Consider the following 12,798-nt stretch of genomic DNA (forward strand, 5'->3'; position numbering starts at 1 on the left):
CGCCCCTCACTCGTTCGAATTCCGCTAGCGATCAGATCGCGTCGTCGATCCAGGCTTTCAGCGCCGCCTTGGGTGCCGCGCCGATCTTGTTCGAGACGACCTGTCCGTCCTTGAACAGGAACAGCGCCGGAATGCCGCGCACGCCAAGCGCGGCCGGGCTTTCCGGGTTCTCGTCGACATTGACCTTCACGATCTTGACCTTGTCGCCATATTCGGCGGCCAGTTCCTCGAGGGCAGGGCCGATCTGACGGCAGGGGCCGCACCATTCGGCCCAGAAGTCGACCACGACCGGGGTGGCGGACTGGCGGACTTCGCTGTCGAATTCGGCATCGGAAACGGCTTGGGTGGCCATGAAGAACTCCTGCAATACGCCGGGTAGGGTCCGGCAGGGCATGTCCTACCAGAGCTAGGCATGCGGGGGGGTGCGGTCAAGGGCCGCAATGACGCCATCAAGCAGCGGATCGGGCAATGTCATCAGGCGGCGCGGCGCGGTCCAGAGGACCGTCGCTTCGACCCGCCGGTCGGGCCAAAGCTGGCGCAGCGCCGCGCGATAGGCCGCCATCTGCCGCAGGATGCCCAAGGGCGTGTCCTCGGCGCGCGCAGGCACGTCGCGGTTCGACTTGTAATCGACGGCGAGAATCCGATCCGGCGCGACCACCAGCCTGTCGATCTTGCCCCAGAGCATCCCGATCCCCGGCAGCGGCGCGGAAAGCGCCAGTTCCTGAAACACCTCCGCACCCTCGGGCAGCTCGAAAACCTCGGAGAGCGCGGGCGCGGTCAGAACCTCACGCACCTCATCGAGCAGGGCCGAGAGCAGCGCGGGCTCGGGCAGCCCGCCCTCGGCATCGGCCAGCAGGTCGCGGGCGATGGCCGGCCAGTCGCCGGCATCGCGCCCCGGCAGATGCTCAAGCAGCAGATGCAGGCGGGTGCCGAACAGCATCGCGGCCTCGCCATCGCCTTCGCCCTGACCCGGCATGACCTTCGCGCCACCAAGGCCGGTCGCCGCGACCGGGCGCCGCTTCGGGGGCATTGGCGGCGGCGCGGCGCGCAGCCATGCGGGTTCGGCGATCTCGGGACGCGCGACCTGCACCCTCTCGGGCGCGGTTTCGGGCCAGTCGCCGAATGCCAGACGCCGGATCTCGCCGCCCCAGCTTGCGGGGATGCGCGTCTCGGTCAGGTCGCTGCGGGAGACACCGGCCTCGACCATGGAATGCCAGCTTTCCGCATCCGTAACGCCCGCGGCCGCGACGATCAGCCAGCTTTCCGCCCGCGTCAGCCCGACATAAAGCAGGCGCTTGCGCTCCTGCAACTGGCGCGCGGTGCGCTCGGCAGCGAGTGCCTCGACCATCTCGGGACGCTCGCCTCTGGTGCCGCGCCAGAGCGCCATGCCACCCGGGCCGACCATCACCTGATCCTCGCGCGGAGGCTTGCGCTTGGCTGCATCGGGCATGATGACGATCGGGCTTTCCAGACCCTTCGAGCCGTGGACCGTCATCACCCGGATCAGCCCCTCGCCATCCTCGCCCGCGCTGCCGGGCTGGCGGCGGACCTCGACATCGTCACCGCTCAGCCAGACGAGGAAGCCGGTCAGCGACGGCGTTTCCGAGCTTTCATAATTCATCGCCTGCGACAGCAGCTCGTCGATGCCGTCCTCGGCCTCGGAGCCAAGCCGGGCGATCAACCGCTCGCGCCCGCCATGACGGATCAGCAGGCGCTGGATCAGGTCATAGGGCCGCATGAAACCGGTCTGGCCCATCAGGTCCGAAAGCAGGTCCACCGCCGCGCGATGGTGGGAATCGCGCAGACGCCGCCACAGGTATTCGCCCTTCTTCCGCCCGGCGGCCAGCCGGTAAAGCTGTTCCTCGGAGATCCCGAACAAGGGCGAGCGCAGCGCGGCGGCCAGTTCCAGATCGTCCTCGGGCGTGGCAAGGACGGAAAGCACGGCGCGGATGTCACGCACCGCCATCTCTCCGGCCAGCTTCAGACGGTCGGCGCCCGCGACCGGCAGGCTTGCCGCCTTCAAGGCCGCGATGACCTCGGCGAAAATCTCGGACCGGCGCTGGACGAGGATCAGGATGTCGCCCGCGCGGATCTGCCGGACCTCGCCGCTTTTCGCGTCGAAGATCGGGCTGCCCAGCATGTCGCGGACGGCACGGGCGATGGCGCGGGCAAGCTGCGTGGTCGCGGAATTCTCGGCTGGCTGGTCCACCGGATCGGTCCAGTCGCCCGCTTCGGGCTTCTCGGGCTTCGGGACCGGCGGCCACAGATCGACCCGTCCCGGCATCCCGGACCGGAAGGCGAGGTGGCGGGGCGGATCGCCCAGCCCGTCGGAGGCCGCACCGGCAAAGACCTGATCCACCAACGACAGGATCGCGGTCGAGGACCGGAAACTGTGCCGCAATTCCAGCACCTGCATCGGGTTCTGGACAGCCGCGAACGCCTCCGAGAACCCCACGCGCCGGTCCTCGAACACCTTGATGTCGGCACCCTGGAAGGAATAGATCGACTGCTTGGGATCGCCGACCACGAACAGGCTGCGCGAGCCTGCCTCGCGCGCGCCCTGACCCGAGGTGAACTCATCCGTCAGGCTCTGGATCACCTGCCATTGGCCGGGGCTGGTGTCCTGCGCCTCGTCGACCAGAATATGGTCGATGCCGCCGTCCAGCCGGAACAACACCCATTGCGCCATGCTGCCCTCCGACAGCAGACGCGCCGTCCGGTCGATCAGGTCGTCGAAATCGAGATAGCCGCGCAGCGCCTTTTCCCCGCGATAGCGCGACAGGAAGGCATGGCCAAAGCGATGCAGCGCCAGCGTCCTTTCGGCATGGCTCAGCGCGACGCGGCGCGGGCGGGACGTTTCCACGCGCTCGATCAGGATCATCAGGTCGTCGATCAGCTCGGCGCAGGGGCCATTGCGCAGGGCCTTGGTCGGAAATGTCTGGTATTTACCCGAGAAGGGTTCCTTGGTGCGATCGCCGTTCAGCAGAACCGTCTCGAGGATCAGAAGCTCGGCCAGTCCCGGCCGAGTCCAGTCACCCACGGAAAGCTTCGCCGCCGCCTTCTGGTCGTTCGTGCCGCTTTTCAACAGATGCGGGATCAGCGCCGCGATCACCAGCGCGCCATCGGCAAAGGTGCGCGCGATCAGCGAGGACAGATCCTCGCCCGGCTCCAGCCCGCAGGCGGTCCAGATCGCACCCATGTCGGCCGCCTCCTCGAACCCCTTGAGGCCCGAGAGGAAGCCGTCCAGCTGCACGCCCGAATGCAGCGCCAGCAGGTCGGCCAGTTCGGGCGCATCCTCGCGCGCCATATCCTCGATGATCTCGGCCCGGATCAGCGCGGCGCTGCGGTCGTCAAGCTCGGTAAAGCCGTGCGGGACGCCCGCCTCGATCGGAAAGCGGCGCAGGACACCGGCGCAGAAGCTGTGGATGGTCTGGACCTTCAGCCCGCCCGGCGTCTCGATCGCGCGGGCAAACAGGCGGCGGGCGGCGCGCAGGTCGGGGGCGCGCGCCTCGCCCAGCCGGGCCAGTTCGGCGCGCAGCTCCGCCTCGGGCAGCATCGCCCATTTGCCCAGCCGCGCCAGCAGGCGGTTCTGCATCTCGGTCGCGGCGGCCTTGGTATAGGTCAGGCAGAGGATGCGTTCGGGCGCGGTCCCGGCCAGCAAGAGGCGCGCCACCCGGTCGGTCAGCACCCGCGTCTTGCCCGAGCCGGCATTCGCCGTGAGCCATGTCGAGCGCAGCGGGTCGGCGGCCTGAACCTGCGCCCGCGTCGCGTCGTCGAATGCCGGGCTAGTCATCGCGGAACCTCTCGGGCACGGAAATCTGCGTCGCGTCCCATTCGCCGTGGCGCGAGAGATGGTCGTAATCGCTGGCATTCCCGGTCCGCTCCATCGCGAGGCGGGCGGTAAAGCCGCGCTCGCCCCGCAGATAGCGGCCGATCAGGTCGACAAAGCCCACCCATGTCTCGCGCGCGAAGCCGGGGGGAAAGTCGCGCGTCTCGGTTTTGCCCTCGCCGCCAAGCTGGATATAGCTGATCCCCTCGACCTCGGCCCGGCCAAGGCTCTTGAAGGCCCCTTCCTCGACCATCGCGGCCTCCAGCGGCAACTGCTTGTCGAAATGCCGGACCTGGGCGTCGCTCGGCGGTTTGCCGGACTTGTAGTCATAGACATGCACCCGCCCGTCCAGCAGGCGGTCCAGCCGGTCGGGCTTGGCGATCAGGCGGAAATCGACGCCGGGGATGCCAAGCTCGGCATATTCCTCGACCACGGTGGGGCGGCCCTGCTCCAGACGCCGCGCCTCGTCCGCCATCAGCCGGTCGGCGATGCCCGCGATGCGCGCGCGCCAGAACAGCCGGGCCGAGGGCCAGGGCACCCCCACCTCCAGCACCTCGCCGGTGATCCCGAGAAGCCGCGCCTTCATCACCTCGGGCGTCTCGGGCAGTTCGGGCAGGCCGCGCAGGAAACGGTCCATGATGTCGTGAAGGACGGTGCCGCGTTCGGCCGCATCGGCTTCGGGGCGCAGCGGGTCCAGCGCGCGCAGTCCCAGCACGCGGCGGGCATAGATCGCATAGGGGTCGCGGATCAGCGTCCTGACCTCGGTGACCGACATCTGCCGCAGCGCGGGCGCGGGCGGAATGGGCGAGGGGCGGCGCGCCGGTTCCAGCTGCCGGCGCGGGCGGCCCTGAACCTCGACCAGATCGAGCCAGTCCTGCCCACGTTTGCGCATATCGGCCAGCGCCTCGCCCCCCTGCTGGTCGGGCAACCCGCCCAGCAGGTTCACCAGACGGTTCAGCCAGCGCGAGGGGATCGTCTCGGCCTCGGCATCGCGACGGGCGCGGGTCAGGATCACCTCGGCCGCGCCGACGGCTTGCTGGAAGTCATGCGCGGCCAGACCCACCCGCCGCTCGGGCAGGGTCAGCCCCGCCGCAAGCCGCATCGGGCGCGAAAGCCAGGGATCGGGCGGCAAGGCCTGCGGCCAACCGCCCTCGTTCAGCCCGGCAAGGATCGCAAGCCCCGCCCCCTCGGACACCGCCTCGGTCCGGGCCTCGCGCGGGCCACGGAAGCGCACGCGGGAATGCGAGGCCACGTCCTCGCGCACCGCCTGAGCCTGCAACTCTCCGCGCAGCAGGTCGCCGAACTCGCCCGGACGCAGCGGCGGGCCGTGATCCGCGTGCCGCGCCAGATGGTCGAGGACACCGCGCGCCAGCCCGCCCGCCGCCTTGCCCCAGAGCTCGGAGGCGTCGGCGCTGCCCTCAGGCCCGGCGGCCAGATCCTCGGCCAGACGGCGCAGGTCGGCCAGCCGCGCCGCGACCGGGCGCGGGCCGCGGTCCAGCGCCAGCGGCACGATCCGGTCGAGCAGCGAGGCCAACCACAGCGCCCAGGGCTTGCGCCGTTCGTCCCCGCGATCGGCCCAGTCCCTCAGCGCGTCGCCACCCGGAAATGCCGGACCGTTCGCGCGCAATTCCAGTTCCAGATCGCGGCTGTGGCGCAGGTGTTCGCGCCGGAACTCGGGGCCAAGGCCGGTCGCCATGACCGGATGCTTCAGCAGGACCAGCAGCCCGTCGATCATCATCTCGGCGCCGTAAAGATCGGCGACATGGCGCAGGAACAGGCCGGGCGCGGTCAGGGGCAAAGGCCGTCCCGCGGAATCGTCGGGGATGATCCCCCAGCGGTCCAGCGCGGATTGCACGCGCCGCGTCAGCATCCGGTCGGCGGTGATCAGCGTGACCGGGTGGTCGCGCTCCACCGCCTCGCGGATGATCAGCGCAATCGCCTCGGCCTCCTCGCCCGGACTCTCAGCCTCGATCAGCGTGAGGTTCTGCGTCAGGGGGACCAGCGGGCCAAGATCGGGGCCTTCCTCGATCCATTGGTCGGTGACCGGCGCGGGCCTCAGCGCCAGCGAGATCAGCCGGTTCCGCCCCGGATCGGGGGCCGTCCCCGCGACCCAGTCCGACGGTATGCCGAATTCGGCCACGAAAGGCGCGTAGCGGGCCTGCGGATGATCCTCCAGCGCGTCTAGGCCGTCCCAGACCGATGCCGGCAGGTCGGGATCGAAGCCCGGCAGCACCACCGCGCCCATCGGCAGACGGGCGACGGCGCGCATGAAATCCCGCGTCGCGCCATGCGAGCCGGTCGAACCGGCGATGACCACCGGTCCGTCGGGCAGGTTCCGGCCCTGCGCCCAGTCGGCGGCAAGGCTTTCGGCGGCGGCGCGCTGGCGCGCCTCGCGGTCCTGCGGCGGGTCCGAATGGTAATAGCCGGCGGCGATGCGCAGAAAGGCCAGCGCCCGGCCCCAATGCTGGGCGTGCTCGCCCGCGTCGATCCGGTCCAGCGCCTCCGGCCCCAGCCCCTCAAGCTGCATCTCGGCCATCAGCCCCGCCAGCGAGGTCGCAAGCTCGGGCACGGACTGGCCCTGCGCCAGATCAGGCTGGGCGCGCAGCGCCGCGTCGATCAGCCGGCCAAGCTCCAGCCGCCGCTGAAGGGGCGGGGTCGCCGCGCCGCCACCGATATCGGCGATCAGCCGCAACTGCGGCAGGATCAGCGGCCCGCGCCAGATCAGCGCATCGCGCAGCGCCATCAGCGATTGCCCGGAATTGGCAAAGACCGTGACCCGCGCCATGTCCTGCGGCGGCCGGGACCGCATCCGCGCGATCAGCCCATCGGCGAAGGCGCCGGCGAAATCCGCGCCGCAGGGCAGGGCGAACAGGCCGCTCTCCCAGTCAGCCATCGAGCAGCGCCTCGGCCAGCGGGATGCAGTCGGGGCGACCGACATCGCACCATTCGCCATCATGGATCAGGCCATAAGCCCGGCCATCGGCAATCAGCAGATCCCAGAGCCGGTTGAGCGAGAACCCCTCCCCCTCGATCCCGGCCAGCCGGTCGGGGCGGATGATCTGCGCGCCGCCATAGACCAGATCGCCCTTGCGGATCAGCCGCCTTTCAGGGTCGAGGCTGAAATCGCCGCCGCCCTGACGACCATGCGTCTGCGCGATCGGGACCAGCATCAGCAGCGCATCCATGCTGTCGTCCCAGGCATCCAGAAGCGCGCGGATCGGGTTCGCGCCGGTCCAGATCACATCGGGATTCATTGTGATCACAGGCCCCGGCCCCAGCAGCGGCAGCGCCTTCCTGAGGCCGCCGCCGGTTTCCAGCAGCAACTCGGCCTCGTCCGAGATCAGGATGCCCTGCCCCGCGACATGGTCGCGGATCTGATCGCCCAGATGATGGGTGTTCAGAACGATGCGCCCGACCCCGGCCGCGCGGCCCAGATCCAGCGCGCGGTCGAGGAGGGTCCGCTCGCCCACCCGGATCAGCGGCTTTGGCGTCACATCGGTCAGCGGGGCCATCCGCGTGCCCTTGCCGGCGGCAAAGATCATCAGGGGCAGCGTCATCCTAGCGCGATCCTTTCGATCACCTCCGGCGAGGGCGCGGGAATCCCCTCCAGCGCCGCGGCCAATGGGGCCAGCGCCGGATGCGCGAGGTCGCGCTCGATCGCATTCCAGACCCTTGGCATGAAGGCCAGATAGCGCGGCTTGCCATCGCGCTGCGCGAGGCGGGTGAATATCCCCATGATCCGCAGGTTCCGCTGCGCGCCCAGCAAGGCATAAGCGGCGCGGAAACGCGCGCCATCCACGCCGGTCGCGGCGATGTAGCGGGCGATCTCGGCCTCCTCCAGCGCCGGGTCGACGTCGCGGCGCGCATCCTGCAACCCCGAGACGAGGTCATAGGCCGGATGCACCGCCACCGCGTCTTGAAAATCGAGAAGGCCCAGCGGGACGTCGTCGCGCCAGATCAGGTTCTCGGCATGGAAATCGCGCAGGCCCAGAACCGGCGGCATGTCGGCGGCCAGTTCGGCATGAAGCCGTTCGATCAGCGGCGCGACCTCGGCGCCAAGGCCGGGCGTGCCCGCGGCGGCGGGGTAGTATTCGGCGAAAAGCCCGACCTGCCGCGCCAGTTCCGGCCCGTCCAGCGCCTGCACGAAATCGGGCGGCGCATGGCCATGCAGCTCGACCAGCAGGTCGGTCATGCGGTCATAGATGCGCGGGGCAAGCTGCGGCTCGGCCTCGAGCACCCGGGCGACGAGGTCGTCGCCCAGATCCTCGATCAGCAGCAGCCCCTCGGGCTGATCGGCGGCGAGGATCTCGGGCGCGTGAAGCCCGCGACCCCGGAGCCATTGCGCCATCGCGACAAAGGGTCCGACGCTGCCGGGCGCGGCATCCATCAGGACGGCGCTGCGCCCGTCCTCGATCAACCGGAAATAGCGGCGCGAGGAGGCGTCGCCCGCCAGCGGCAGCACCCGCGCCTCGCCCCAGCCGGCGCGATGGATCAGCCGGGCGATGGCCGGAAGCCGCGCCATGCCGCCCCAGCGCGGCGCGGCCCCGGCAAGGGTAATGCGGCGCAGATCGGGAAAATCGGCCAGCGGCTCAAGCCCCAGCACCAGCGGGTCGGGCAGGGGGCCGCCGTGATCGGGCCATTCGATCAGGACGATCGCCTCGCGCATCGCCTCGTCCAGCCCCAGCTCGACCAGCTCATCGGGATGGGTCAGGCGGTAGAGGTCGGCATGCCAGATCTCGGTCCCCATCGGATCGTCATAGGTCTGGACCAGCGTGAAGGTCGGGCTGGGCACATCCTCGGCCATGTCGCCCTGACGCGCGCGGATGAAGGCGCGGGCGAAATGCGTCTTGCCCGCCCCCACCGGCCCTCCGAGGGCGACCACGTCGCCGGGTTTCAGGACAGCCGCCATCACCCGCGCAAGGCAGGCGGTCAGGTCGGCATCGGCGGGGTCGAGCGTCGCAAGCAGGGTCATGTCGGTGAACTTAAAGGGCAGCGCGGCCGGGCGTCAAAGCCCCAGCACATCGGCCATGTCATATTCGCCCGGCCCCTTGTCCTGACCCCAAAGGGCAGCGTGAAGCGCGCCGCGCGCGAAGATGGCGCGGTCGGTGGCAAGATGGCGCAGCACCACGCGCTCGCCCCCGGTGGCGAAGATCACGTCATGCTCGCCCACGACGTCGCCGCCCCGGATGGCCGAGAAGCCGATGGTTCCCGGCACGCGTGCGCCGGTGATCCCCTCACGCGCGGGCGTGCGCAATTCGTCGAGGTCGCGGCCCCGCCCCTCGGCCGCGGCCTCGCCCAGCATCAGCGCGGTCCCCGAGGGGGCGTCCACCTTGCGGTTGTGATGGGCCTCGACCACCTCGACATCCCAGTCCTCGCCCAGCACGGCCGCGACCTTGCGGGTCAGGCCGACCAGCAGGTTGACGCCAAGGCTCATGTTCCCGGCGCGGATGATCGGGGCGTGGCGGGCGGCGGCCTTGATCCGGGCGAGGTCCGCGGACGCAAAGCCAGTGGTGCCGATGACATGGACGGCGCGGGCCTGCGCGGTCAGCTCGGCGAATGCCACGGTCGCGGCGGGGGTGGTGAAGTCGATCACCGCCTGCGCCTTCGCGATCGCGTCGATCGGATCGTCGGTGGCGATGACGCCGACCGCCGCGCCGCCCATCGCCTCGCCGATGTCGCTGCCGGCCCAAGGGCTGCCCTCGCGCACGATTGCGCCGACCAGCCGCGCCTGATCGGAGGCAAGCACGGTCCGCAGCAGCATCTGTCCCATGCGACCCGACGCACCCGTGATGACGATTCCCGGCTTTTCCATGTCCATACCCCCGTTTTGGCATGGTCTATCCCGTTGCGGCGCGCGCCGCGACCCCCTACATCTGCGCGCATGGCACAGAACCGCTTTCATTCCGGCACAGGTCCCTCGCAGCGTCAGCTGCGCGTGGGCGAACTGATCCGCCGCACGCTGTCCGACGTCCTGCTGCGCGGCGACGTCCATGACCCCGAGTTGAACCGCCACTCGATCACGGTGGGCGAGGTCAGGACGTCTCCCGACCTGAAGGTCGCGACCGCCTATGTCCTGCCGCTGGGCGGTCAGGGCGCCGAGGAAGCGTTGGCCGCGCTGCGCCGCAATGCGGGCGAGCTGCGCCATCTGGTCGCCAAGGCCATGACGCTGAAATACGCGCCGCAGCTTCGCTTCGTGCTGGACGAGACCTTCGACCGCATGGACGACACCCGCCGCCTTCTGAACGAGGACCGCGTGCGCCGCGATGTCGAGCATCACGACGAAGAAGACGATGAAGATTGACCTGAAGCGGCGGCTGGGCCTTGCGATCGGCGCGCTGGTCGCGATGACGCTGCCCGCCATGGCCGGCATCTGCGAGAAACGCGATTTCGACGGGCGCGGCTATGTCATCTGCACGCTTGCCGCCGGGCAGGAGCCGGGGCTGAAGCTGTGGCTGAACGATGCCAATGGCAAGGTGCTGGGCGACTTCCACAGCGTCCGCAAGACCCTGCCCGAGGGCGAGGTTCTGGCCTTTGCGATGAATGCCGGCATGTATCACCCCGATTACAGCCCCGTCGGCCTTTATGTCAGCGAGGGGCAGAAGGAACATGATCTGGTCACGGCAGGCGGCGGCGGGAATTTCGGCCTGCTGCCGAACGGCGTCTTTTGCGCGGGCGGCGCGCGGCCCTATCAGGTGGTCGAGAGCCGCGCCTTCCAGAAGGCCCAGCCGCAATGCCGCATCGCCACGCAATCGGGGCCGATGCTGGTCATCGACGGCGACCTCCATCCGCGCTTTCTGGTCGACAGCGACAGCCGCTATATCAGGAACGGCGTCGGCGTGTCGCCCGACGGGCAGATGGCGTGGTTCGCGATCTCGGACGACGCGGTGACGTTTCACGAGTTCGGGCGGCTGTTCCGCGACGGGCTTGGCGCGCGCGATGCGCTTTACTTCGACGGCTCGATCTCGCGGCTCTACTCGCCCGAGCTCAGGCGCTCGGATTTCGGGCGCCGGCTCGGCCCGATCATCGGATATACAGGAAAGAATTGACATGGCCCGCAAGAAGGGACGCGAGATCCACGGTTGGCTGATCGTGGACAAACCCGCCGGCGTGGGATCGACCGACGTGGTCGGCAAGGTCCGCTGGGCGCTGGACGCGAAGAAGGCCGGCCATGCCGGGACGCTGGACCCCGACGCGACCGGCGTGCTGGCGATTGCGCTTGGCGAGGCGACGAAGACCGTCCCGATCCTGACCGACGCGCTGAAAGCCTATGAGTTCCGGGTGAACTGGGGGGCCGAAACCTCGACCGACGACGCCTCGGGCGAGGTTCGCGAAACCTCGGAGACCCGCCCCGACGCCGCCGCGATCGAGGCCGCGCTGCCCGCCTTCACCGGCGACATCATGCAGGTTCCGCCCGCCGTCTCGGCCGTTCGGGTCGAGGGCGCGCGCGCCTATGACCTTGCCCGCGAGGGCGAGGTGGTCGAGCTTGCCGCCCGCCCCCTCTGGGTCGAGTCGCTGGAGCTGCTGGGGGTTTCCGAAAACTCCGCCGACCTGCGCATGGTCTGCGGCAAGGGCGGCTATGTCCGCGCGATTGCCCGCGACCTTGGCCGCAAGCTGGGCTGCCTTGGCCATGTCGCGCATCTGCGCCGCATCTGGTCCGGCCCGTTCGAGGCATCGGACGGCATCGCCTTCGACCGCATCGACCGCGCCAATCAGGCTGAGATTGAGGCCGCATTGCTGCCGATCCAGTCCGCGCTGGCCGACCTGCCCGAAATGCAGGCGACCGAGATGGGCGAGATCCGCATCCTGAACGGCAATCCGGGCCAGGTCCTCGGCCATGCCGAGTTCGGCGAGGAGGTCTGGGTCAGCCGTCAGGGCCGCGCCCTCTGCATCGGCCGCTACATGGGCGGCGAGGTCCAGCCCAGCCGGGTGTTCAATCTCTGACGCATGAAGGCCAGCCCGCCGCGACGGCAGGCTGGCAATCGGCGCTAGCCCGCGAACTGATAGGTCGCAGGCACATAGCGGAAGCTGCCCTCGCCCTCGCCCGGCGCGATGAAGGCGATGGCGGGGAAGGGCATGTGATAGCCGATGAAGGGGATCCGCTCGCTCGCCAGCCGCGCCAGAACGGCCTTGCGGGTCTCGGCACCCTTTTCCTTGTCGACGTCGAAGCTGACATGCCAGTCGGGCCGCTGGACCGAATAGACATAGTGGTTGAAGCTGTCGCCGGTGATCAGCAGCTTTTGCCCATCGCTTTCCAGAAGGTAGGTCGTGTGCCCCGGCGTATGGCCATAGGCCGCAGCGGCGGTGATGCCGGGCAGAACCTCGTCCCCGTCCCCGATCTGCGTCGCGGCACCGATCAGCGGCGCGACATGGGTGGTATAGGCCTCGCTGGGATTGGCGGCCCAATAGTCGTTCTCGTCCTTGGGCACGATCAGCTTGGCATTGTCAAAGACCGGCGTTTCGCCCTGCATCAGCCCGCTGACATGGTCGCCATGCATATGTGTCAGGACGACATGGGTGACATCGCCGGGCGCATAGCCTGCCGCGGCCATCGCGGCCGCGTTCGTATCGGGGACCATGCCGGTGTCGAACAGCACCAGCGCATCGGGCGTCTTGACCAGCGTGAGGGTGAAGGACTGGCCCGAGCGGTCGGCGGGAATGAAGTTCGCCTCGCTGAGGGTCGCGAACTCGGCCGGCTCGGCGCCGATGCCGAAGGTCTCGATCGGGTTTTCCCGCATCGACGCGCCGCCAAGCAGCGTCGTCACCTCGAAGCTGCCAAGCTTGACGGTATGGGCCTGACCGACCGGCCCCGCCTTCTGCGGTTCGGCGGCCTGCGCCAGAGCGACCGACGGCAAGGCGAGCAGCACGGGCAGCGATCCCCCGATCAGAATGGCATCGCGACGGCTGATTTCGGTTTTCGACATCTCTTCGCTCTCCAATTGATTGATCCGGCACAATCTTACGCGAAAAGG

The 12,798-nt window shown here is 69.3% G+C and carries 10 protein-coding genes; 3 read left to right on the forward strand and 7 right to left on the reverse strand.

Going from position 1 to position 12,798, the window contains the following annotated elements:
* Positions 1-31: 31 nt before the first annotated feature.
* Genes trxA through dapB form a run of 6 tightly spaced genes read right to left on the reverse strand, consistent with a single transcriptional unit; the run spans position 32 to position 9,641 of the window.
* Positions 32-352: a thioredoxin gene (gene trxA, locus VNQ78_RS14805; protein ID WP_325691127.1), complete on the reverse strand. Its 321-nt coding sequence runs from the start codon at positions 350-352 to the stop codon at positions 32-34.
* Between the two features lie 54 nt (positions 353-406).
* Entirely contained in the window at positions 407-3,793 is a 3,387-nt protein-coding gene (addA, locus tag VNQ78_RS14810; RefSeq protein WP_325691129.1) for a double-strand break repair helicase AddA, read from the reverse strand.
* Positions 3,786-6,785, reverse strand: a complete 3,000-nt coding sequence (gene addB / locus VNQ78_RS14815; RefSeq protein ID WP_414694083.1) for a double-strand break repair protein AddB — start codon at positions 6,783-6,785, stop codon at positions 3,786-3,788. The genes addA and addB overlap by 8 nt, the downstream gene beginning before the upstream one ends.
* Positions 6,715-7,386, reverse strand: coding sequence for a nucleotidyltransferase family protein (locus VNQ78_RS14820; RefSeq protein ID WP_325691135.1), 672 nt, complete (start codon positions 7,384-7,386; stop codon positions 6,715-6,717). The genes addB and VNQ78_RS14820 overlap by 71 nt, the downstream gene beginning before the upstream one ends.
* Complete coding sequence (gene tsaE, locus VNQ78_RS14825; protein WP_325691137.1) at positions 7,383-8,801, reverse strand: tRNA (adenosine(37)-N6)-threonylcarbamoyltransferase complex ATPase subunit type 1 TsaE; 1,419 nt, start codon at positions 8,799-8,801, stop codon at positions 7,383-7,385. Before tsaE ends, VNQ78_RS14820 begins: the two co-directional genes overlap by 4 nt.
* A 33-nt stretch (positions 8,802-8,834) precedes the next feature.
* Positions 8,835-9,641 carry a 4-hydroxy-tetrahydrodipicolinate reductase gene (dapB, locus tag VNQ78_RS14830; protein ID WP_325691139.1) on the reverse strand — a complete coding sequence of 269 codons (807 nt, stop codon included), beginning with the start codon at positions 9,639-9,641 and terminating at the stop codon, positions 8,835-8,837.
* Positions 9,642-9,710: 69 nt separating this feature from the next.
* Between dapB and rbfA the strand changes: the two genes are divergently transcribed.
* The 3 genes from rbfA to truB are packed head-to-tail and all read left to right on the forward strand — an operon-like array spanning position 9,711 to position 11,770.
* Positions 9,711-10,130 carry a 30S ribosome-binding factor RbfA gene (gene rbfA / locus VNQ78_RS14835; RefSeq protein WP_325691142.1) on the forward strand — a complete coding sequence of 140 codons (420 nt, stop codon included), beginning with the start codon at positions 9,711-9,713 and terminating at the stop codon, positions 10,128-10,130.
* Positions 10,120-10,875, forward strand: coding sequence for a phosphodiester glycosidase family protein (locus VNQ78_RS14840; RefSeq protein WP_325691144.1), 756 nt, complete (start codon positions 10,120-10,122; stop codon positions 10,873-10,875). Before rbfA ends, VNQ78_RS14840 begins: the two co-directional genes overlap by 11 nt.
* A gap of 1 nt (position 10,876) precedes the next feature.
* Positions 10,877-11,770: a tRNA pseudouridine(55) synthase TruB gene (truB, locus tag VNQ78_RS14845; protein ID WP_325691146.1), complete on the forward strand. Its 894-nt coding sequence runs from the start codon at positions 10,877-10,879 to the stop codon at positions 11,768-11,770.
* 44 nt (positions 11,771-11,814) lie between these two features.
* Here truB and VNQ78_RS14850 read toward each other — a convergent pair whose 3' ends face one another.
* The gene (locus tag VNQ78_RS14850) at positions 11,815-12,750 is read right to left on the reverse strand and encodes an MBL fold metallo-hydrolase (protein ID WP_325691148.1); all 936 of its coding nucleotides are present in this window, start codon (positions 12,748-12,750) and stop codon (positions 11,815-11,817) included.
* Positions 12,751-12,798: the final 48 nt, after the last annotated feature.

The organism is Paracoccus sp. (in: a-proteobacteria) (genome assembly GCF_035556475.1).
Lineage (GTDB): Bacteria > Pseudomonadota > Alphaproteobacteria > Rhodobacterales > Rhodobacteraceae > Paracoccus.